The 20,751-nt window shown below is 63.2% G+C and carries 19 protein-coding genes and 1 pseudogene; 8 read left to right on the top strand and 12 right to left on the bottom strand.

Translation table 11 applies throughout. The annotated features are described in order from the left end of the window. The first annotated feature begins 32 nt into the window (after positions 1-32). Entirely contained in the window at positions 33-1,427 is a 1,395-nt protein-coding gene (locus P3T24_RS22600) for a hypothetical protein (protein WP_429437958.1), read from the top strand. Between the two features lie 21 nt (positions 1,428-1,448). Here the strand turns inward: P3T24_RS22600 and P3T24_RS22595 are convergent, their stop codons facing one another. Both P3T24_RS22595 and P3T24_RS22590 read right to left on the bottom strand, forming a co-directional pair. Then, on the bottom strand, positions 1,449-2,474 hold the full coding sequence (locus P3T24_RS22595; RefSeq protein WP_429438216.1) for a D-cysteine desulfhydrase family protein: 1,026 nt from the start codon (positions 2,472-2,474) through the stop codon (positions 1,449-1,451). Positions 2,475-2,513: 39 nt separating this feature from the next. Continuing rightward, positions 2,514-3,374 (bottom strand): LysR family transcriptional regulator, encoded by an 861-nt coding sequence (locus P3T24_RS22590; protein WP_074264615.1) that lies wholly within the window; start codon positions 3,372-3,374, stop codon positions 2,514-2,516. A gap of 130 nt (positions 3,375-3,504) precedes the next feature. Between P3T24_RS22590 and mdtD the strand changes: the two genes are divergently transcribed. After that, positions 3,505-4,971, top strand: a complete 1,467-nt coding sequence (gene mdtD / locus P3T24_RS22585; RefSeq protein WP_429405111.1) for a multidrug transporter subunit MdtD — start codon at positions 3,505-3,507, stop codon at positions 4,969-4,971. Positions 4,972-5,025: 54 nt separating this feature from the next. Here mdtD and P3T24_RS22580 read toward each other — a convergent pair whose 3' ends face one another. Next, positions 5,026-5,172 carry a DUF3096 domain-containing protein gene (locus P3T24_RS22580; RefSeq protein WP_074264617.1) on the bottom strand — a complete coding sequence of 49 codons (147 nt, stop codon included), beginning with the start codon at positions 5,170-5,172 and terminating at the stop codon, positions 5,026-5,028. A 456-nt stretch (positions 5,173-5,628) separates the two neighbouring features. On the opposite strand from P3T24_RS22580, the gene P3T24_RS22575 reads away from it, so the two are divergent. After that, positions 5,629-6,363 (top strand): SH3 domain-containing protein, encoded by a 735-nt coding sequence (locus P3T24_RS22575; protein ID WP_429437955.1) that lies wholly within the window; start codon positions 5,629-5,631, stop codon positions 6,361-6,363. Positions 6,364-6,460: 97 nt separating this feature from the next. After that, on the top strand, positions 6,461-6,973 hold the full coding sequence (locus tag P3T24_RS22570; RefSeq protein ID WP_429438213.1) for an ankyrin repeat domain-containing protein: 513 nt from the start codon (positions 6,461-6,463) through the stop codon (positions 6,971-6,973). A gap of 136 nt (positions 6,974-7,109) precedes the next feature. Here the strand turns inward: P3T24_RS22570 and P3T24_RS22565 are convergent. From P3T24_RS22565 to P3T24_RS22555, 3 genes and pseudogenes are all read right to left on the bottom strand, one after another. Beyond that, a pseudogene (locus P3T24_RS22565) lies at positions 7,110-7,757 on the bottom strand (glycosyltransferase); the annotation flags it as partial. Continuing rightward, positions 7,754-8,353, bottom strand: coding sequence for a class I SAM-dependent methyltransferase (locus P3T24_RS22560; RefSeq protein ID WP_429405117.1), 600 nt, complete (start codon positions 8,351-8,353; stop codon positions 7,754-7,756). The gene P3T24_RS22560 and the pseudogene P3T24_RS22565, both read right to left, overlap by 4 nt. Positions 8,354-8,461: 108 nt before the next feature. Further along, entirely contained in the window at positions 8,462-9,616 is a 1,155-nt protein-coding gene (locus tag P3T24_RS22555) for an acyl-CoA dehydrogenase (protein WP_429437953.1), read from the bottom strand. Between the two features lie 202 nt (positions 9,617-9,818). Here P3T24_RS22555 and P3T24_RS22550 point away from each other — a divergent pair, with 202 nt between their 5' ends. Further along, complete coding sequence (locus tag P3T24_RS22550) at positions 9,819-10,349, top strand: BON domain-containing protein (RefSeq protein ID WP_429437951.1); 531 nt, start codon at positions 9,819-9,821, stop codon at positions 10,347-10,349. Here P3T24_RS22550 and P3T24_RS22545 read toward each other — a convergent pair. The 4 genes from P3T24_RS22545 to P3T24_RS22530 form a co-directional block, all read right to left on the bottom strand. Beyond that, on the bottom strand, positions 10,346-11,530 hold the full coding sequence (locus P3T24_RS22545) for an acetate/propionate family kinase (RefSeq protein ID WP_429437949.1): 1,185 nt from the start codon (positions 11,528-11,530) through the stop codon (positions 10,346-10,348). The two genes, P3T24_RS22550 and P3T24_RS22545, sit on opposite strands and share 4 nt — an antisense overlap. A gap of 4 nt (positions 11,531-11,534) precedes the next feature. Then, on the bottom strand, positions 11,535-13,931 hold the full coding sequence (locus P3T24_RS22540) for a phosphoketolase family protein (protein WP_429437947.1): 2,397 nt from the start codon (positions 13,929-13,931) through the stop codon (positions 11,535-11,537). A 273-nt stretch (positions 13,932-14,204) separates the two neighbouring features. After that, complete coding sequence (locus tag P3T24_RS22535) at positions 14,205-14,870, bottom strand: HAD family hydrolase (protein WP_074264624.1); 666 nt, start codon at positions 14,868-14,870, stop codon at positions 14,205-14,207. 224 nt (positions 14,871-15,094) lie between these two features. Beyond that, positions 15,095-16,108 carry a MerR family transcriptional regulator gene (locus P3T24_RS22530; RefSeq protein WP_429437944.1) on the bottom strand — a complete coding sequence of 338 codons (1,014 nt, stop codon included), beginning with the start codon at positions 16,106-16,108 and terminating at the stop codon, positions 15,095-15,097. A gap of 261 nt (positions 16,109-16,369) precedes the next feature. Between P3T24_RS22530 and P3T24_RS22525 the strand changes: the two genes are divergently transcribed. Continuing rightward, entirely contained in the window at positions 16,370-17,767 is a 1,398-nt protein-coding gene (locus P3T24_RS22525) for an MFS transporter (RefSeq protein WP_429437941.1), read from the top strand. Between the two features lie 329 nt (positions 17,768-18,096). After that, on the top strand, positions 18,097-18,258 hold the full coding sequence (locus tag P3T24_RS22520) for a hypothetical protein (RefSeq protein WP_429437939.1): 162 nt from the start codon (positions 18,097-18,099) through the stop codon (positions 18,256-18,258). 101 nt (positions 18,259-18,359) lie between these two features. Here P3T24_RS22520 and P3T24_RS22515 read toward each other — a convergent pair whose 3' ends face one another. Together P3T24_RS22515 and P3T24_RS22510 are read right to left on the bottom strand one after the other, a co-directional pair. After that, a complete protein-coding gene (locus tag P3T24_RS22515) occupies positions 18,360-19,229 on the bottom strand; it encodes an MOSC domain-containing protein (RefSeq protein WP_429437937.1) in 870 nt (289 codons plus the stop codon). Positions 19,230-19,306: 77 nt separating this feature from the next. Further along, entirely contained in the window at positions 19,307-19,900 is a 594-nt protein-coding gene (locus P3T24_RS22510; protein ID WP_429437935.1) for a cytochrome b, read from the bottom strand. A gap of 340 nt (positions 19,901-20,240) precedes the next feature. On the opposite strand from P3T24_RS22510, the gene P3T24_RS22505 reads away from it, so the two are divergent. Continuing rightward, positions 20,241-20,645, top strand: a complete 405-nt coding sequence (locus tag P3T24_RS22505; RefSeq protein ID WP_074264627.1) for a heme-binding protein — start codon at positions 20,241-20,243, stop codon at positions 20,643-20,645. Positions 20,646-20,751 lie beyond the last annotated feature (106 nt).

Genomic DNA, 20,751 nt, shown 5'->3' with positions numbered 1-20,751 from the left:
CCAGTCCGATAAATCGATAAATAAGTAAACAAATGGACGCATCATTGCAAAGGGCGTTAGCAGCGCACGCGCTAGCACCAGAAGATCTGGCTGCGCTAAAAGACATTTGTCTCGCGCTAATCGAGCTTAAGCGTGACGGTGAATTGTTGCCATGGGCCGAGAAGGCATTAACGCTGGATCCCCGGAACATTGAATTCGTCTGCCTGCGCGCGCATTGCCTGACGTTACTCGGGCGGCACTTCGAAGCCATCGCAACCTGGCTTCACTACGCGTCGCTGCCTTGGAACACCACTTTCTATCAATTGAATCTTGGACATAGTCTTGAGATGGCGGGCGACTTCGAACGCGGCATCCCCATGTTGCGGCGCGCATGGCAGGGGGCCGCGGCCGATAACGCCCCTCTGGCCCCAGTAGCCGAGCGCCTATTGGGCGAGGCCCTCCTCAAGACTGGACTGCCTCAGGGTTTCAACCACTGGCTCGCGCGCAATCAGGACAACAGCGGCAGTTATCGACCAGACGGTGTACCCAGCTGGACGGGTGAACAGGATCTGCGTGGCAAGCGCCTGCTCGTCACGAATCAGCTAGGCTTCGGCGATCAGTTTTTGCTCTTTTCCTGCCTTTCGCATTGGCTTGCGGCCGGCGCGATCATTATGGTCAGTTGCGACAGCCAGATTCACGCGCTGATGAAAGCGGCGTTGCCTCAATGCACGGTTGTCAGTGCAGAGCGCCCGCTCGATCGGGGTGCCCCGCTACCCGAAGCGCTACGGGATGCTGTGCGGGCCTTCGCGCCAGACCTGCACATCACATTGCTGCATCTGCCAGTGCTGGCTGCAGCGCGCACGACGCCGCCCACGCCGTACTTTACGCCCTACATCCAGGCACCCTTAACAGAACGAAATATTGCTGCCGAATGGGTGCAAGACCTGAGGGCGAAACACTCCGGGAAGCGTCTGGTCGGGCTCTTTTGGGATTGCAGTCAACGTCACTTTATCGAGGCCAGCAGCATAGACCGCTATTGGGCTGCTGCGCGCAGCTTGCCGCTTGCTGCCGTGAATCGCCTGGTTAGCGATGCGCAAGTCGAGCCCAACATACACTTCGTGAGTCTGCACCATCCCGCCGCTCAGCCGCTCGCCGGCATTCCCTCGGGCAATCTTGGCCAATACGACCCGGGCATCGAAGATTTTGCGGACACAGCTGCCTGCATCGAACAACTGGACGCGGTCATTGCGGTGGACTCGGGCGTTGCCAATCTCAGTGCAATGATCGGCAAGCCCACTGCTGTGCTGACATCGGTCTCCTGCGACTGGCGCTGGGGTAGCCAAGGCTCTATCACGCCCTGGATGGATAACGTCAGCGTACTGCGCCAAACGTTAACGGGAGACTGGGATACGGTCGTCGACGATGCCATCCGCTGGTTGAACGGATAGGCCCGAGACGCGCACCGGCCGTTATCTGGAACCTTCGAATGCGCTCCGATAGGCGTACAGCCCTGGCAAACCACCCGTCATCACGAACAGCAAGCGCTGTCCGGCGCGATACGCGCCGGTCTCGATTCCATCCAACAGACCAGCAAAAGCTTTACCGCTGTACACGGGATCGAGCAGAAGCCCCTCCGTTGAGGCCAGCAGTCGCACCGCCCGCAGCATCGCTTCAGTGGGGATCCCGTAGCCGTCGCCAAGCTGACTGCCGTCGACAACCACCGCTTCACTGGGCACGCTGAGCGTTGGATCGATCAGGCGGATCGTCTGATTGGCCTTGTCGAGGGTCGCGGCGCGGGCGGCTTCGGCTGGGCCATACACACCGTATCCGATGACTGAGGGCGTGGTACGACCCAGCGCAATCATCCCGGCCACGAGGCCGGCGTGCATGCCACCACTGCCGTTCGGTCCCACGACGTAATCGAACGGAACGCCCATCTGCTCCGACTGCGCGACGATTTCCGCCGCGCAATCCGCATAGCCGAGGCAACCGGCCGGGCTCGATCCACCCAACGGACAGACATACACCTTGCGTCCTTCGGCGCGTAAAGCTGTCGCGCGCTCTTCTGCAAACGCTAGCGCATTCGCGTCGCCCGGCAAGTCGTGCACATGGGCGCCGAACAGGCCATTCAGCACGATATTGCCGTTCTCGAGGTAGTCGTCGTCGTACCGCGGCACCAGTCGAGTCAGAACCAGTTCGCACTTCAGACCGGCTCGCGCCGCCGCTGCCGCGGTCAGGCGCGCATGGTTCGACTGGCGCGCGCCGACCGTGATGATCGTGTCTGCGCCCTGCGCGATGGCTTCGCCGACCAGAAATTCGAGCTTGCGCAATTTGTTGCCGCCACCGCCAAGCCAGTTCAGATCGTCACGCTTGACGAACACTTCGACACCGCCAAGCTGCCGGTTCAGGCGTGCGAGAGGCTGGATAGGCGTGGCTCCTTCGAGCAGGCTGAAACGAGGAAACCGGTGGAGTGCGAGTGAAGAGGCGGTCGACATCATGTAGTTCCGTGTTGGCTGAAGCTTTAAGGTAGCACGCTACTCGCCGACCCACGTCCCACGCAGATCGCTGTCGTGCAGCAACTGCAGCAGTGTGCCCGCAGGGCGGCTGAGCCGTCTGGCGGCAAGCGCGATGAACTCCACATCCGGCAAAACCGGCAGGCTCGCACTGTTGACCGGTGCCGCGAGGCCGCGTGCCGTCAGATATTGCGGCCGCACGGTAATGCCCAGGCCGCCGCGCGCCGCGGCAATGCATCCGGAGTGACTGCTGCTCGTGCATACCACCTGCCAGCTGAAACCCGCTTCGGCGAGCGCATCCAGCACCACGGCGCGGGTGACGCTCGGCTCCGCCACGAGGATCAGCGGCAGCGGTTGCGTCATGTCCACCAGCGTACCGGTACGCGCAAGCCACTCGAGCCGTCCGGTGAAAAGCGGCACGCCGCGCCGGTCGCCGAGACGCCGCTTGCCGACCAGCAGATCGATCGAACCCGCGTCCAGCAGTTCATAAAGCCTGCCGGTCATGCCGATGGTGATTTCCAGTTCCACGTCGGGATGGGCATTGCGGAACGCCGCCAGCACGGTGGGTAGCGGGCCGAGCGCAACGTCATCGGACGAACCGAGGCGCACCCGGCCCTTCAGGCGCGGCGCTCGAAACTGCGATTCGGCCCGCGTCAGCGCCTGCAGGATCACGCTGGCGTGCGCGAGCATCGCCTCGCCATCGGGCGTCATGGCGAGCGAGTGGGTATCGCGCACGAACACCCGCCGGCCGATTTCCTGTTCGAGCCGCCGGATGTGTTCGCTCACGCTCGACTGCGTGAGGCCGAGTTGCCGCCCCGCCTCCGTGAAGCTATGACACGCGGCGACAGCGGCAAAAGTCTTGAGCCAGATAGGATTGAGCATGCGTCATTGTTATCGGCAATGCCGATAACAGTCAATGTCCCTAGTGGGGTTCCCGATTGACGTATATGTCAATATCATGTCGCTATCCCGATTAATTGCCCAATGCTTGCGTCGTCAGTTGCGTCATCGAATGACTCCCACCGCCTTGTTGCGGTGCAAGGCGCGCGAGGCGCCCCAGCATCCCCGAGAAGTTCACATGAGTAAGGATTCAACCCAGACTGCGCTGCTATGGATCGTCGCTGCCGGCTTCTTCATGCAGTCGCTCGATACGACGATCGTCAACACGGCCTTGCCGTCGATCGCGCACAGCCTGAACGAAAAACCGCTGGCCATGCAGCCGGTGATCGTCGCCTACACGCTCACCATGGCGATGCTCACGCCCGCCTCCGGCTGGCTCGCCGACCGCTACGGCACGCGCCGGGTTTACTTCGCGGCCATCCTGATCTTCGTGCTCGGCTCGTTGTGCTGCTCGAGCGCACACACGCTCGGACAACTGGTGATTGCGCGGGTACTGCAAGGCGTCGGCGGTTCGATGCTGTTGCCGATCGGGCGGCTTGCCGTGCTACGCAGTGTGTCCGGCGAGCAGTATGTGTCGGCGCTGGCGTTTATTTCCGTGGCGGGCCAGGTCGGTCCGATTGTCGGACCGACGCTGGGCGGCTGGTTCGTGGAGGCCATTTCGTGGCACTGGATCTTCCTGATCAATGTGCCGATTGGCGCCATCGGGCTCTTTGCCGTGCACCGCTATCTGCCGCGCGGCACGACCTCGGCCGCGCCGCCGTTCGATCTGGCGGGCTGCGCCCTGCTCTCGCTGTGCATGATCGCGTTCTCGCTCGCAGTGGAGACACCGGTGCAAACCCATCGCGCTGCGTGGGCCGCGGGTCTGTTCGTGCTGGGTCTCGTCTCGGCCCTCGCCTATGTGCCTTACGCAAAGCGCCGTGCCAATCCGCTGTTCAAGCTCAAACTGTTTAGCGAACCTAACTTTAGCGTCGGCCTGATCGGCAATCTGGTGTGCCGCGTCGGCTCGAGTGCGGTGCCGTTCCTGCTGCCGCTTCTGATGCAGTTGCAACTCGGCTATACGCCGCTCCATTCGGGCTTGATGATGTTGCCGGCCGCGCTCGCCGGTACCGTGGCCAAACGCTGGATCGCGCCGCTTATCCGGCGTTACGGCTATGACATGTTCCTGCTGGTCAACACGGTGATTGTCGGTGCGGCAATCGTGGCCTTCGCACTGATCTCGCGCGGCACGCCGCTATTTGTCGAAATTATCGTGCTGGCCGTGTTCGGCGCCGGTAACTCCATGCAGTTCGCCGCAATGAACAGCGTAACCTTGAAGGGTCTCTCGCACGAAGACGCGGGCAGCGGCAACAGCCTGTTTTCGATGGTGCAGATGCTGGCGATGGGGCTTGGCGTATCGATCGGCGGTGGCCTGGTGAAGCTGTTCGCGGCACAGCTCGGCTCGGCGGCGATGGGCTTCCGTCTGAGCTTCGTCTGCATGGGAGTGATTACGCTGGTGTCGGCGCTGATATTTCGCCGTCTCGACGAAGCGCCGCTCGCTACGGCCAACGTCGGCCGCGCGGCATCGGGTGCCGGGCGCTGACGCGCGGCGGATGATGATCGCTGGACGCCAACGGGCGTCCAGCGGCCATGTCGATCAGCGAATGTGGTCGCCGAACAGGCCGAGCAGGCCGATGATGATCAGATACAGCGCCACGATGTAATTGAGCAGGCGCGGCACCACGAGAATCAGAATGCCCGCAATCAGTGCCGCGAGCGGCCCCACGTTCGTCACGATATGCATGTGTTTTTCTCCAGGATCGAAAGCGGAAAATGCCGCACGGCTGCAGCCACCGAACCACCGGCGCCAGCTGCCGCAGATGCAGCGGGTTCGCCCGCGCAACGGCATGCGTTGCTTGAGCGGCTGCTCAGGCGACTGTCTAAGCGCCAGCAAGCGGCGTGCCTGCTCCGGACGGTAGCGCGACGGTAGCGTATACGCATGGTCTTATCAATCCGCCAGGCGAACCAGCGCCTGTAGCGCTGCCTCGGTGCGAGCATCCTCGTGGCCGCGCCGGCGATACGTTCAGTGCAACTTCAATGCAACGCACGCCAGCGCTTCAGGCCGAAGCCCACGGCCGTTACGCCCGGTTTCAAATTCACACAATTTCGCGCTGCCACGGCCCGCGCGCTTACAGCCTAAGCGCCGCCCATCTGCTACGCTGATCACCTACCAACTACAGCGACCTCAGGCGCGTTTCTCATGCCAATCCGGCCCACTGCCACGCTCAAACTGGCAACCCGCGCGGCGTTTGCCGCAGCACTCGCTTTTCCATGCGTCGCCTTCGCCCAGGTGGATGCGCTCACGAATCAACCTATCAACCTGATGGCAGGACCCGGCGACGACTATCCCGTAGTAACCGGCCTTGGGCCCAATCAGCCGGTCGAGGTGTTCGACTGCGTCAGCGATTACGAATGGTGCGATGTAGCGCTCGGCGATCTGCGCGGCTGGGTCGACGGCAACGCCCTCACGTATGCGTACGAAGGCAACGAAGTGCCGCTGCAGAGCTACGGCGCGGTGATCGGTCTGCCAATCATCGTGTTTTCGATCGACGACTACTGGGGCCGCTACTATGCCGGCCGTCCGTGGTATGGCGATCGCGATCGCTGGCGTCATGGCGGGCCGCCCGGCGGCTATCAGGGACGCCCGTATCAGCCGCCGCCTCACCCGGGTCAGCCTTACCCGAACGGCGGCCATCCGTACCCGCCGCCGATGCAGGGGCAAGGTCAACCGGTGTATCGTCCGAATGCGGGACCGCATGGCGCCCCGCAGCAGCCGCAGGGACAACCGCAGCAGCAGTACGGTGGCAGACCGCCCGAAAACGGTGGCAGGCCGCCGGCCCAGATGCCGGCACGTCCGCAAGGTCAGCCGCAGCAACAACCGCAGGGCCGCGCGCAACCGAACGAGGGGCGCCACGAGCCGCAGCCGAACCCTTGAGCGCAGCAGGCGGGCGATGCGAATCGTGCAACGCCCGCGTCTGCTGCGATCGCATTGCACGGAGTCCACCTTGAACGACGAACCCAAATCCTCTTCAATCGATGCTAATGGCGGCATCGATCCAGACCTGCTCGACGTCGCACGCGAAGTCTTCGACGCCGCACGGCGCGGTGAAGCCGCCACGCTCGCGGCGGTGATCGGCAAAGGGGTGCCGCCCAATCTGCGCAACGAGAAAGGCGACAGTCTGCTGATGCTGGTGAGCTATCACGGTCACGCCGATGCGGTGCGCGCCCTGATTGAACACGGCGCGGATCCTGATCTGCGCAACGACAACGGCCAGAGCCCTATTGCGGGCGCGGCGTTCAAGGGCTTCAAGGAGGTTGTCGAAGCCCTGCTCGCGGGCGGCGCGGATGTCGAGGGTGCGTCGCCGGACGGCCGCACTGCGTTGATGATCGCGGCCATGTTCAATCGCACCGAGATCGTCGATCTGCTGCTTGCCCACGGCGCCAATCCGCAAGCGCGCGACGCGTCGGGCGTGACGCCGCTCGACGCGGCCAACCGCATGGGCGCGCCCGATACGCCGGCGCAACTTACGAAGGCGAGGTCTTGAGGCACGGGTCGTCGAACCGATCGCGAATTTCAATAACCTCCTCCAGTTCGCACGGTTCCATGCACAGCGTCGGCGGCAAGGGCTCCGCCGCGGCAGTCGGACAATTTTCATAGCCGTACAACGGCTCGGCCAGCTTGACGCCCCATGCGGACAGCGTATCGCCGAAGCCGCCGCGCGCCCGGCTTGCGCGCCGCGCACTCGTCACGACCCGCGGCGCCGCGCTCCACGCGATGCATGCCCCGCTCGCCTGCAACTGCTCCACCAGCGCCACATCTTCGCTGCAGGCGAGCGGCGCGAAACCGCCTGCCCGACGATACGCCTGCGCAGATACGCCAAGGTTGGCGCCATGCACATGACGATGGCCGTCCGCGTCGACGTAGGTCTGGCGGAAGTAGTCGCGCACCTGCTGTGGATGCGCCGCCCAGTCGTCGACGCAGATCGACCCGCACACGGCGTCCGCAGCGAGCGACAGCTGCGCCGCCAGCCAATCGGGCGCAACGCGGCTGTCGGCATCGGTGAACGCGAGCCAGCGCGCGCCCGCCGCGAGCAGGCGCTGTGCACCGGCGCCTCGCGCGATGCCGACATTGCGCGCCTGCAACGCGAGCGTCTCCACGCCGCAACACGTGGCGATCTCGGCGGAACGATCGGTGCAATCGTCGAGCACCACAATCGTTCGCACCACTTCGCCGCCCAGTGCGGGATCGCGCGCTGCTTCGAGAATCGACGCGAGGCAGCGCGCGAGCCACGCCTCCTCGTTATGGGCAGGGATCACGATGCCGATCATGCCAGCCCCTCCTGTTCGGCCACCGAGCGCGGGTCGCGCGACCAGACGTCGAGCAGCATGTCGGCGTCTTCGTGACGCGCGAGCCGTGTGAGTCCGCAGCGCGCATCGAGCAACGCATGCACGGATGCCGCCGATTGTGGAGCCGCATCGAAGGGGCGGCGCCAATGGCAAGCCAGCAAGGTGCCGTCCGGCGTGAGTGCCGCCTTGATGCATTCGGCTAGCCGCTCCAGTTCTGGCGAGCTCAGGTAATAGGCGAGCTCGCTGATGACGATCAGGTCGAATCTGCCGGCCGGCCAGTCGTCGGGCACGCTGCCGCGCTCGACCAGCACGTGTGGCAGCGCCTCGAGGCGCTCGCTTGCGAGGCGCACCGCGGTTTCGTTGAGATCGGTCGCGAGCAGACTGTCGCAACGGGCAGCAAGCTGCGCCGAGAGCTCGCCGTTTGCGCAACCCGGCTCGAAGACGCGCCGATAACGCTCGCGTGGCAGCAGCGCCATCGTCAGCAGACGTTTGCGGCGCTCGTACCAGCGGTTGCGAAAGCCCCACGGGTCGTCGCAGGCTTCATAGAGTGAGTCGAAGTAGCAGCCTGATGAAATCATTTCGGACACCTTGTTTTAAAGCTCAGGGGCTGGCTCGTTGCGCCAGCTCTGTATCAATCGTCAATCCTGTTTGTCCCGCCATTTTCTGAAGCGACTTGAGCGGGCTGTCTAGAGCGACCATGCGCCGCTGTCTCCGCGGCAATCGGCATTGCCAATCCCGCCTGCTCGCTCCGACAGCACGCGCTCGCCGAGCGCGGCCAGATCGCGCTCGGCGTGGCTCTGTCTGAGGAAAACCGGCAGGTCGGCCATGGCGCGGGCAAAGCGCTCGTTGCGGCATAGCGGCGCGGCGCCGAGCGCGCGGCCCGCGTGGGTCATGACCGTGGTGGCCGCCGCCTCGACAATCAGGCGTGCGCGTAACGCCGCAATCTGGACGTCAGCGCGCGGGCGAGCGTCGATCTGCGCGGCAGTGGCGCGCAACACCGCCGCAGCACCGGCCAGCGCGACATCGACCGCTCCCATGTGCGCGAGACGATGGGCATCGGGGCGAGCCGCCACGGCGTCGGCCGTCATGTGAGCGATGCCTGCGGCGGCGCCGTACCAGCACGCCGCGATACCCGCGCCGCCCTGCCAGAAGCCAGCGCGGTTGACGTAGTCGCGCGGCGTGCCGATCTGAATGGCGCGGGTTTGCTCGAAGCGGACATCGCCGCTTTCGGTCGCGCGCATGCCGACGGCTTGCCAGTGGTCTGAAGAGATCGAAACGGACGGTTGGGTTAGCGCGACGGCGGCCAGCACCGGCTCGTCGCCCAACCATGCGGTCACCAGGGCATGGCTGAGCGCACGTGCGCCTGAGCACCATGCCTTGACGCCATCCAGCTGCAATTGGCCGTTTGCAAGCGGCGTAGCGGTCAAGCGGGCGCCGGGCGCCTCGGCTGCCCATACGCCCCAACTGCTTCCGGGGGGCGCGGCAGGCGCCTCGAGTTCGGCGAGGATCGCGAGGGCGTCGGTATGCCCTTCGAACAGTTTGACGAGACCGAGATCGCGCGCTGCGACTGCCGCTAACGCACGCCAGCGGGCCAGCGTGTGGCCGCTGCCCGGCAACGGCAAACGGTCATGACCGGCTGCGATCATTTGCGTCAGGATGACGCCTAGTGCGGCGGGATCCGCTGAGTCGAAGCGTGCATGAGTCAGGAAATCTTCGAGCGCCGCGCCGGCAGTTTTTACAGAGTCCTGACGATGGGCCGCGACCGGATCTTCGTCATACACAGCGTTTTGGGCACGCCGCTTCGCCTCGTGATCCGCGGCACGCATACGGGTATCTAACATGAGGGCCTCCCTGGCCGCGTCGATGTGTCGGCGCGGCCGTTCAGGGGCCGCAGCGCTTGCTGTGTTCGAGCAAGCGCTGTGCCGCAGGTAGCGGCTACGAGCAAGACGCCGCTCGCGGGAACAACGCATAATGAGAAAACAGACCCGGTTGTCGCACTTTCGCCCCACGCAGGGCGACGCCGGACAAGGAGATCGAGGTCCCATGAAACGAGCCCTTTCGAACGACGACGCGTTGCAGCGCGCCGTGCTGCTCGAGCTAAACGCGGCGGATGTGCCTGCGGGACGAGCCGCCGTCGCGGTGGATGCCGGCGTCGTGACCCTGCTGGGCTACGTCGAACACGCCGGGCAAAAGCAGGCGGCCGAAAGCGCTGCGTTGCGTGTGGAGGGTGTCAAAGCGGTGGTTGTCGCCATCGAGATTCGCGGTGTGGACTCCGAAATACAGCACGATGACCAGCTCGCTGTGGAAGTGCTCAGGCGCCTCGCGTGGGACGCGTGGTTGCCAAAGGACATGTTCAAGGTAAAGATCGAACGCGGGCACGTGACGCTGCTGGGTCAGGTTGACCGGGACGAGCAGCGTTCAGCCGCTTTGGAAGATGTGACCCGCCTGTTCGGCGTGACAGGGGTATCCGACCAGATCACGGTGGCGAGCGGTGACAAGACCGTTAACAACGGGCCCAGGCTTGCGAAAAGCGGCAAAAGCAACAAGAGCGGCGGCGGGCGCCGCGGCGGCTAACGCCTCTCGTGTTGCATCAACGTCCGGCAATGGCGGGCGATCTGCCGCTCCTCCTCGGTGTGAAGAACGCGCACCCTCCCCGCAGGATCGTCTGCATTCAACCCGAGAAATTCCAACCCGTTACAGACACGGCGCCGCACTTCCGCACTGTGCTCGCCAATGCCGCCCGCAAACACCAGCAGATCGATCCCGCCCAGCAACGTCGCGTAGGCACCGACATATTTACGCACCGCCGTCGCGAACACTTCGACCGCCAGCTCTGCGTCCTCATCGCCCGCGGCGCTGCGTTTCTCCAGCGCCTGCATATCGCCCTCGCCGTCGGTAAAACCGGCGAGACCGCTCTGGCGTGTCAGCAGCGTTTCGAGTTTGTCCGCATCGAGATGCTCGGTGCGCATCAGGTATAGCAGCACCCCAGGGTCGAGATCGCCGCTACGCGTGCCCATCGGCATGCCGCCGGTTGGCGTCATGCCCATCGAGGTATCCACAGAGCGCCCATCCCGCAACGCGCACACGCTCGAACCGTTCCCCAGGTGCGCAAACACCGCCCGCGAAGGCAGATCGGCGCCGAGACGCCGCACCAGCGATTCGTACGACAAACCGTGAAAGCCGTAGTGAATCACGCCGGCCTGCGCATAGCGGCGCGGCAACGCAAGCTGCGTACCCACGCGCGGCATGGTGCGATGGAACGCGGTGTCGAAACAGGCGTAATGCGCCGCATCGCCGAAAATCTTCTGCGCCTGATCGATCAAGGCAAGCGCGGGCGGGATATGCAGCGGCGCGAAATGCACCGCCTCCTGCAGACGCTGCCTGACTTCCGGTGTGAGAAGCTGATGCTCGCGCAGATGCGGGCCGCCATGCACCACGCGGTGGCCGACTGCCACCGGCCGCGTATGTCCATGGTCCGCCAGCACGCTGGCGAGACTCTGCAGAGCATCGGTTTGCGACTCCAGCACCTGGTCTTTCTGCAGCAGCACGGTGCCGTCGGCTGTCTTTATCTTCAGGCTGCCGTCCGCTCGGCCAATTCCCTCCGCGCTGCCTTCGAGCAATAACGTTTCGTCATCCTGATCGGCCTGCGAGCCGCCGGCAGCGTGAACCGCCTTGAACAGACCAAACTTGAGCGACGACGAGCCGCTATTCAGAACCAGGATGGTCGGTTCGCTTTTCGCAGTAGTATCCGGCATCGTCTTAGCCCTTCCATGTCCAGTTGCGGATCTCCTCGCAGTCGATACCCTCGGTATGCGCATACGCGACATGCTCGATGATCTGACCGCGCAGCCACTCCTTCACATGATCGCCGACGCCGCGCAGACCTGGCACCCGATCGATCACGTCGATTGCGAGCGAGAAGCGGTCCACCTGGTTGATGATCGCGAGTTCCAGCGGCGTGTTGATGTTGCCTTTCTCGTGATAGCCATGCACGTGCAGGTTCTCGTGATTGGTGCGGCGATATGTGAGCTTGTGGATCAGCGACGAATACGAATGGAAGTTGAAGATCACCGGCTTGTTGGCCGTGAACAGCGAATCGAAGTCGCGGTCCGACAAACCATGCGGATGCTCGGTGTCGGGCATCAGCCTGAACAGATCGACCACGTTGACGAAGCGGATCTTCAGCGTCGGAAACTTCTCCTTCAGAATCTCCACGGCCGCGAGCGATTCCATGGTCGGGATGTCGCCTGCACAGGCCATCACCACGTCCGGCTCGGCGCCGTGATCGGTGGAGGCCCAACCCCAGATGCCGATGCCCTTCGTACAGTGCGTGACGGCGTCGTCCATGCTGAGGTACTGCAGATGCGGCTGTTTATCGGCGACGATCACGTTGACGTAATCGCGCGAGCGCAGACAATGGTCGGCCACGCTCAGCAGACAGTTGGCGTCAGGCGGCATGTAGATGCGCACCACATTCGGACTCTTGTTGGTGACCACGTCGAGAAAACCCGGGTCCTGATGCGTAAAACCGTTGTGATCCTGACGCCAGACCAGCGACGTGATCAGCAGGTTGATGGACGGCACCGGCTGCCGCCATCTCAACTCGAGCTTCGACTTTTCGAGCCACTTGGCGTGCTGGTTGAACATCGAATCGATCACGTGCACGAACGCTTCGTAGGTGGCAAAGAGCCCATGCCGGCCGGTCAGCACGTAACCTTCGAACCAGCCTTCGAGCGTGTGCTCGCTAAGCATTTCCATGACGCGGCCATCCACCGAAAGCTCGCCGCCATCCGCATCGCTGGGTTCGGTTTTGGCGAGCCAGGTTTTCTCCGACACTTCGTAGATTGCGGTCAGCCGGTTACTGGCAGTCTCGTCAGGGCCGAATACGCGGAAGTCGCTCATATTGCGGCGCATGACTTCGCCGAGAAATTTGCCGAGCACCTCGGTAGGCGGCACGTACTCCGCGCCGGGCGTCTTGACCTCGACGGCGAATTCGCGGAAGTCCGGCATGTCGAGTGCCTTGCACAGCAAGCCGCCGTTGGCGTGCGGATTGGCGCTGATGCGGCGCGTGCCGCTCGGCGCCATGTCGCGCAGTTCGGCGACGAGCTTGCCCTTTTCGTCGAAGAGTTCTTCCGGACGGTAGCGCTTCATCCAGCTCTCGACCAGTTTGAGACTCGCATCGTTGGTCGCCGGATCGAGAATCGGCACCTGGTGCGCGCGCCACGACCCTTCGACCTTATGGCCGTCCACTTCCTTCGGGCCAGTCCAGCCCTTCGGCGAGCGCAACACGATCATCGGCCAGCGCGGCCGCACGGCGCTGCCACTCGAGCGCGCCTGCTGCTGGATCGCACGGATTTCGCCGATGCAATGCTCGAGCGTGGCCGCCATCTTCTGATGCATCGACTCCGGTTCGTCGCCTTCGACGAAATACGGCTTGTGTCCGTAGCCTGTTAGCAACGCTTCCAGTTCCTCATGTGGAATGCGGGCGAGGATCGTCGGATTGGCGATCTTGTAGCCGTTCAGATGCAGGACCGGCAACACCGCACCGTCGCGGATCGGGTTGAGGAATTTGTTCGAATGCCAGGAGGTCGCGAGCGGTCCGGTTTCCGCCTCGCCGTCGCCCACCATCACGGCGACGATCAGATCGGGATTGTCGAAGGCCGCGCCATAACCATGCGAGAGGCTGTAACCGAGTTCACCGCCCTCGTGGATCGAGCCGGGCGTCTCCGGTGTGCAATGCGAACCGATCCCGCCGGGAAACGAAAACTGCCGGAAAAAGCGCTGCATGCCGGCTTCGTCTTCACTGCGGTCGGGGTAGATTTCCGAGTAGCGGCCCTCGAGATAGCTGCTCGCCAAGGTAGCCGGCGCGCCATGCCCGGGGCCGGCGATATAGATGACGTTGAGGTCGAGCTTTTTGATCAGGCGGTTCAGATGCACCAGCAGGAAACTCTGCCCGGGATCGGAACCCCAGTGGCCCAGCAGGCGGCGTTTGATGTGTTCGGCTTTGAGCGGCTCGCGCAGCAGCGGATTGGCGCGCAGGTAGATCATCCCCGCTGCGAGGTAGTTGCAGGCACGCCAGTAGCGGTCCATCTTGCGCAACGTCTCGTCGTCCAGCACGGGGGAAGTCGAGGGGGAAAGGGTATTGATCTCGGCCATCGGGTCGCTCCATGGTTAGGGTCCCGCAGTTGCCGCCGCCGTAGGTACGGCAGCAGCTCGCCTTCATTCAGTCTCCGAATCTGACAGGGGCAGCGTGTTAACGTTCGCCGCCTTCTTTTGCATGGTTGTCGTGGGGCGGCCGAGTGGATCAGCCGCCCGCGGATGGTCGGCCAACCCATAGCCGCCTCCGCACTCTCCTATAGTGCGTGGTCGTTATGCCAACCAGATGACAAAGCGGTGACGGTGCGTGCGTATCGCCATGGCAACCGGCCTTCAGAGCACGCTGAGGTCCATCGTGGCCAGTTCTCCGACATGTTCGACTGTTACGTCAGCCGGGGGATAAGCGGCAATATTGGCCGGATCGAGCGCGTAGTGCCCCTGGCGGGGAAAGACTGTCGTCAGCCGTTCTTTCCAGATCTGCTTCATGGCGGCGAGGATGCGCAGTTTGTCGTCCACCATCACGTAGCGCTTTGCCGGATACCGTTGCACGACTTCGTCGAGCATCCGTTCCTTGTGGATGTAGATCAGCACCCGCCCCTCCACCGCATCCCACAGCCCCGACTGCTTGATCTTACGGGGCTGGAACACGACGTCGCCATCGGACAGGATCACGGTAGGCCCACGCTTGGCCATATTCTCGATTGCCGCAAGTGCGTCCGGGAACAGGCGGGTGGCGAACGGGTAATCGATCAGGAACGACGACATCAACATCAGCCGCGTGTCGCATTGACGTTCCAGCCGGTAGCGTTGCAAGGCCCCGAGGTAATCGGCGTAACCGAGCTCGCTGCGCAAGGTTTCGAAGATTTCCCAGTAGCGGTCGCTGCTCGTGGTTCCGAACTGTTCGGTCAGGTGCTCGCGTAAATCCGCCACGACCTGATCGTTGTTTAACAAGGTATTGTCGACGTCGAGCAGGAATACGACTTCTTCAGGCGCGCTCATACGATAGGTTCCTCCGCAAACGATGACTGGGATGTTGGGTACGGTAGGTATCGATCATACGCGCGCTGGGGTGATGGTGCCGCTAAAGCGGGCGGAGGGACTGGCGAACGCCGGCAGCGTCGGACGATGATGACCGAATCGGGAATTGGCTAACGGATTGTCAGCTATCCGAAGTGAGTGGACTTTGAAATGGAATCGGTGCCGGGCAAAGCTGCATTCTTCGCTCAACCACCCTCCTCCGGCGCCCACCGCTCCTCCCGCGCCACCCGCTCGAGCGCCAGCTCGAACATCGCCCGGGCGCGATTCGCCACCTCCCCCAGATAGCGATGCAGCGCCGCATCGGCCGGCGTGCGCGACATGCAATCGTCGCTGTACTGCTCGAACGACGACAACTGCTGGATCAGGCCGGCAAGATGGCGCGGGCACTCGCACGCGATGGTAGTCGAGCGCCCGGCGATCGATGCAAGCGCGTCGTCGGAGTAGCGACGCGGCGTACGTGCGTAGGCTTCAACAGCATCGCGTGGCTGCGTCTGCGGTGACAGGTCGCGCAGAATCTGCCGTGCCTGCAGCTTCTCAAGCGGCTCGCGATACACCCGCACGCCCGCATAGCGCAGCGTATTCACGCTGTGCTCGGTACCGAATGCGTAGACGACAGCGAGCACCTTGGCATGACACGTTTCGCCGAGCCCAAGCACGGCTTGCACGAGTTCGTCGTGCAGCGACGCGACATGAATCACCAGCGCATCCGTTTTCAGCGGACGCGCCTGAGCGTCCTTGATGTCGTCGAACACGGTGAGGCGTGGCTGGCTGGCGGAACGCAACTCCGGCAGATCACTGCGCAAACGGCGTGCGAGCGAGGTGCCGACGATCGTGAGCGTCGACTCCGCGACATCATCCAGCGGACCAGGCGGGAACGCCGCTTCCGCATACGTCAGCGCGAGGCGATCCAGTTGATCGAGTTCGAGCCGCGCGATCGAGCCGATCGCGTGACCGCGTTCCACCAATTTCTTCAGCAGGATCAGCCGCTGCACATCCTGCGACGAATAGAGGCGTTGCCCCGAAGCGCTTTTGGGCGGCGCGACCACGCCATAGCGCCGCTCCCAGATCCGCAGCGTTGTGACGGGCATGCGTGCGAGACGCGCGGCGGCGCCGCTGCGATAGCACTGGAGCTGCGCTTTCTCTTCTTCGCCGACGTCTGAAGGGGCAATCGCGGGGTCGTGAGGGGGCTGTTGGGTCATTGGGATTCGATACTCCTTTGACGCGCTAATGCATCGATATTGGATGATTATAGAGGCCAATAAAGAGTCAGTCAGGCCTCAGTCTGAATATTTACCGAGTCATTATCGTTTCACCTACGCGGCTCGGTTTGCAAAACCAACCGACCCATCTCGCTCCGTATTCGCACGCATTGCGCCCGCACGCCGCGCCGTGCGAAATTGCCGCGAGCCATCACCCGCTCAGCCGTCAACCTTACAAAACCTTTAGAACAAGAGGCGCTCATGTCCACACAGCAGGCGGCGGAAATCGCCGCCCGGTTTGACCGGTTACCCCCTTCGCGTAGCGTCTGGACCATGGTGATCCTGATTTCACTCGGCGGCGTCTTTGAGTTCTACGACCTGTTCTTCACCGGTTATGTGGCCCCCGGCATGGTCGAGTCCGGACTGTTCAAACCCGAATCGCTGGGATTTTTCGCGGCACTGCAGCCGCTCGCGGTGGCCGGGTTCGGGACTTTCGTGTTTGCCACCTTCGCCGGCCTGTGGATCGGCACCGTGGCGTTCGGCTTCGTGGCGGACCGTTTCGGGCGACGCGTCGTATTCACCTGGTCGCTGATCTGGTACATGGTCTGCACGGTGATCATGGCTTTCCAGACGTCCGGCTTCGCGCTCGATATCTGGCGCCTGATTTCGGGCATCGGCATCGGCGTCGAACTGGTCACCATCGACACCTACATCTCCGAACTGATCCCCGGTGGCGAGCGCGGCCGGGCCTATGCGGTCAACCAGTTCATTACGTTCTCGGTCGTGCCGGTGGTCGCCTTTCTCGCCTACGCGCTCAAAGGCACCCAGCCGCTTGGCCTCGAATACTGGCGCGTGGTGATCCTGATCGGCTCTGTCGGCGCCGTGATCGTGTGGATCCTGCGTCGCAAGATTCCCGAAAGCCCGCGCTGGCTCGCGCGCCATGGACGCATTGAGGAAGCCGAGCGCATCGTCGCAGATATCGAACGTCGTGTCGCCGCAGAGAAAGGTGTGGTCTTGCCGCCGCCGCAACCGGTCGCGCCCGAGCAGGCTGGTACGGGCTCATATGGGGAGATTTTCGGGCCGCAATACCGTCGACGTACCCTGCTCCTGTCGATCTTCAACATGGCCCAGGTAGTCGGCTTCTATGGTTTCGCCGCCTGGGTGCCGACCCTCCTCATCCATCGCGGCATTCATGTGACTGCGAGCCTTGGCTATGCATTCGTGATTGCCATCGCCAATCCGTTCGGGCCGCTGCTGGGCGTGTGGTTTGCCGACAAGTTCGAGCGCAAGACGCAGATCTGCGGCGGCCTGATTACGATGGCGGTGGTGATCGCCGTGTTTTCCCAGGCCTCCGAACCATGGCTGCTGATCGTGCTGGGCGTGCTGTTCACGCTCGCGGCGAACATCATGTCGTACGCGTATCACGGCTATCAGGCCGAACTTTTTCCCACGCGGATCCGGGCCCGGGCAATCGGCTTTGTCTATTCGTGGAGCCGGATCTCCGCTGCCTTTGCGGGACTCGCAATCGGCATTCTGTTGCATGGATATGGGGTAGCGGGCGTAGCGGCTTTCATCGGCGTTTCGATGCTGGTCGGCATTGTGATGATCCTGCTCGGGCCGTCGACGCGCGGGCTATCGCTCGAGTCGATCAGTCATTGATCCTGATTCATGCAGCTGCTAGCTGCGTGGCCGCCATCCGCATCGCCGATGCGACGGATGGCGCTCGACACGCCCACAAAAAAAGAAAGGCCCGGCTATGGACCGGGCCTGCAAAGGTCACCCCCTGCAAAGCCAAGGGGCAACTGGACGTAACTCTCGGAGACTGCGCGGTGCATGAAACGACCGGTTCGTGCGACGCCGCATACATCACTACTTTATGCGTCCCATCTTAAAGGGAACTTAAGCTCGCATCGTTTGCAATCAGACAGCGGCAATCCTGGATGCGATGCATAATTGACCCCAGCCCATCAACCAACGGACGCCCAGTCATGACTGAACGCGAAAGCGAAGCAGCGAACAAGGTCAAACCATCCGGGCGCGCCCCGGGATCGTCGCGGATGATCTGGGTCATTGTTCTGACATTGCCGGTCACCATCGTGGCGCTCGCCATTACCCTCGAGATTTTTGGTTTTCTGTTGCGCCTCGGTTGAACACGGCAGGATTCCTAAGGTTCGCCGGGGAAAAGTCCCGCGAAACACTCCATCAGAGCTGCACCGCTGCCGTACTATCCTGATCGGCGAACGTTAGCTACCTAATCGTCAAACGCCAGCTCGGCATCGATCTGCTGGCCAAGCGCCAGCACCGCCCCGAATCCCGTCGAAACGATCCCATTCTGACCGAACGTCAGCGCGCCATCGAGCCGCGCATTGGCGCGATAGGCGCTCATCGTGTCGAGTGGCTCGTTTGGCCAGAGCGGATCGGGTACTCCGCTCGCCTGATCGATCGTGGGCATCGGGCAGCGCGCGCACGGCTTGACGAGTCGAACCTGCACCGCACCCTCCCCCGTCCAGATCGTGAGGCTGTCCACGAAGTCTTCTTCATAGGCATCGAGACCGTTGAACACCAGATTCGGTCTGAAGCGGTTCATCGGGATCGGCGGCGCGCCTTTACCGGCAAGACGGCGGTTCAGATCGGCCAGCGACCCCTCGCCGATGACCAGCAAGGGAAAGCCGTCCGCAAAATGCGTGATGGCCTGCATGTCTCCCGTCCAGTCCGGGTCCACCGCGCGCTGCACGGCCGGATCGAAGCGCGCGAGCCGTACAGGTTCGCCGAGGAAAGCGCTGAACCAGGCCGCCGTTTGCGGGCCGGTGTCGAACGCGGGCGTGGTGTCTCGCCAGACGGTGACATCAAACCGTTCGGGCTGTTCGAGCGCCTCGGCTGCGAGCGGCGTTCGCAACTCAGGCATGCCTCGCGCGGAGACGATCAGTTCGCTCTCGCCCAACGCCACCTGAATCAGCGCAAGACGTCCGTGGCTGCGCTGCGTCAGCATCTGTCCGCTGGGGGTACACACCAGCCAGTTGCGATCGTATTCGAGGCCCGAGGGCAACAGCCGCGCCTCGTTTAGCGCGATACCGGCGCACGACTTGATCGGATAGACATAAAGACCGCTGACGGCTGGCATGATGGGGGGCGCGTTATTTGATCGTGTAGAGGCCGATTGTAATAGCCGCCGCGCACGCGCGCCCAACTGGGCATAAATCAGCGCCTGGCTGCCCGCCCCGTCATACGCCCGAGAATGTCCACGCGCTCGATCAACTGATGGTAGATCACCGCCAGCACATGCCCGGCAATCAGCGCGTAAGTGGCCCACGCGAGCAGCGCATGAATCTGCCCGCCGAGATGGCCGAGCGCCTTGTCCTGCGGCACCACGCCCGGCACCTGGAACAGCCAGAACCAGTTGACCGGATGGCCGCCGCCATAGGAGTTGATGTATCCGCTAATCGGCATTGCAAAGAGGATCACGTAGAGCAGGCCGTGGCCGATATGCGCGAGGGTTTGCTCGAACGCCGGGATCGAAGCCGGCAATGGCGGCGCGTTGCCCGACAGGCGGGTGACCACGCGGATCAGCGTCAGCAGCAGGACGGTCAGGCCAATCGATTTGTGCAGGTTGATCCAATTGCCCCGCATCGGGTCGTGGCGATCGAGGCTGGTCATGTACCAGGCGAGCGGAATCACGACGAACATGCACAACGCGGTGAGCCAGTGCAGCACCCGCAGCGTCAGGCTATAGGCCGTATGGACCGACGGCAGCGCGGTGCTCGCCGTTGAGGCTACGCGGGACGGACGGGACATGATGAGAACCTTTCAATCGGATTCGAATGTGAAAAGCTTGACATAAAAATATGGCAGGCGTGCTGTCTGGTCAGTTGCCATTGCCAGTCTCCGGTTACGCAGCGTTACGGACCTCGGGCGGCAAGCGCGCCCGTGCTCTCGATGCGCCGGCGCCGGGTTCCGACACGCCCTGCGGCGCTTGGACGTAAAATCCCGAAGCACAGCGTAGCCGCGACGCCTCGACCGGCGGCGCGCACGGCTCACCCCATACGCAAACCGCGCGCCTCATGAGGGCGCGCCGCAGGATTGGGACGAATAGATGTAGAAGGATCCTTACCATCACCTAGACAGGGAATTCATTATGCTGACGAAACATGTGTTGGGCGTTGCCGAAGTCACGCAGATTCTCGCCGCCGCGCGAGCCGAGGCCGAGAAGAACCAGTGGGCCGTAACGATTGCGGTCGCCGACGACGGCGGCCATCTGCTCGGCCTGTTGCGACTCGACGGCTGTGCTCCGGTCGGCGCCTATATCGCCGTTGAAAAGGCCCGCACCGCGGCCCTCGGCCGGCGCGAATCCAAGGTGTACGAAGACATGATCAACGGCGGCCGCACTGCGTTTCTGAGCGCGCCGCTGTCGGGCTCGCTCGAAGGCGGCGTGCCGGTGATCGTCGACGGCCAGGTGATCGGTACGGTGGGTGTGTCCGGCGTCAAGGCGGACCAGGACGCGCAGGTGGCCAAGGCGGGCGCGGCCGCACTCAAGGGTTGAACTGAATCTGTAACTCCAGCGAAACGACCGACCAGAACGACCGACCAAAGCGCAGTAACAAGGCAAACAAGCAAGGCAAACGAGCAACGCAACTGCGCAGGGCAAG

This window comes from Paraburkholderia sp. GAS33 (assembly GCF_050436645.1).
GTDB classification, from domain to species: domain Bacteria; phylum Pseudomonadota; class Gammaproteobacteria; order Burkholderiales; family Burkholderiaceae; genus Paraburkholderia; species Paraburkholderia phenazinium_B.
This window is presented reverse-complemented; position numbering and strand designations above follow the sequence as displayed.

Excerpts from the sequence above, each read along its gene's own strand:
- P3T24_RS22510 (WP_429437935.1), bottom strand. The coding sequence starts at position 19,900 with ATGTCCCGTCCGTCCCGCGTAGCCTCAACGGCGAGCACCGCGCTGCCG.
- P3T24_RS22525 (WP_429437941.1), top strand. The coding sequence starts at position 16,370 with ATGTCCACACAGCAGGCGGCGGAAATCGCCGCCCGGTTTGACCGGTTA.
- P3T24_RS22550 (WP_429437951.1), top strand. The coding sequence starts at position 9,819 with ATGAAACGAGCCCTTTCGAACGACGACGCGTTGCAGCGCGCCGTGCTG.
- P3T24_RS22530 (WP_429437944.1), bottom strand. The coding sequence starts at position 16,108 with ATGACCCAACAGCCCCCTCACGACCCCGCGATTGCCCCTTCAGACGTC.
- P3T24_RS22540 (WP_429437947.1), bottom strand. The coding sequence starts at position 13,931 with ATGGCCGAGATCAATACCCTTTCCCCCTCGACTTCCCCCGTGCTGGAC.
- P3T24_RS22600 (WP_429437958.1), top strand. The coding sequence starts at position 33 with ATGGACGCATCATTGCAAAGGGCGTTAGCAGCGCACGCGCTAGCACCA.
- P3T24_RS22535 (WP_074264624.1), bottom strand. The coding sequence starts at position 14,870 with ATGAGCGCGCCTGAAGAAGTCGTATTCCTGCTCGACGTCGACAATACC.
- P3T24_RS22590 (WP_074264615.1), bottom strand. The coding sequence starts at position 3,374 with ATGCTCAATCCTATCTGGCTCAAGACTTTTGCCGCTGTCGCCGCGTGT.
- P3T24_RS22580 (WP_074264617.1), bottom strand. The coding sequence starts at position 5,172 with ATGCATATCGTGACGAACGTGGGGCCGCTCGCGGCACTGATTGCGGGC.
- P3T24_RS22515 (WP_429437937.1), bottom strand. The coding sequence starts at position 19,229 with ATGCCAGCCGTCAGCGGTCTTTATGTCTATCCGATCAAGTCGTGCGCC.
- P3T24_RS22560 (WP_429405117.1), bottom strand. The coding sequence starts at position 8,353 with ATGATTTCATCAGGCTGCTACTTCGACTCACTCTATGAAGCCTGCGAC.
- mdtD (WP_429405111.1), top strand. The coding sequence starts at position 3,505 with ATGACTCCCACCGCCTTGTTGCGGTGCAAGGCGCGCGAGGCGCCCCAG.
- P3T24_RS22575 (WP_429437955.1), top strand. The coding sequence starts at position 5,629 with ATGCCAATCCGGCCCACTGCCACGCTCAAACTGGCAACCCGCGCGGCG.
- P3T24_RS22505 (WP_074264627.1), top strand. The coding sequence starts at position 20,241 with ATGCTGACGAAACATGTGTTGGGCGTTGCCGAAGTCACGCAGATTCTC.
- P3T24_RS22545 (WP_429437949.1), bottom strand. The coding sequence starts at position 11,530 with ATGCCGGATACTACTGCGAAAAGCGAACCGACCATCCTGGTTCTGAAT.
- P3T24_RS22595 (WP_429438216.1), bottom strand. The coding sequence starts at position 2,474 with ATGTCGACCGCCTCTTCACTCGCACTCCACCGGTTTCCTCGTTTCAGC.
- P3T24_RS22555 (WP_429437953.1), bottom strand. The coding sequence starts at position 9,616 with ATGTTAGATACCCGTATGCGTGCCGCGGATCACGAGGCGAAGCGGCGT.
- P3T24_RS22520 (WP_429437939.1), top strand. The coding sequence starts at position 18,097 with ATGACTGAACGCGAAAGCGAAGCAGCGAACAAGGTCAAACCATCCGGG.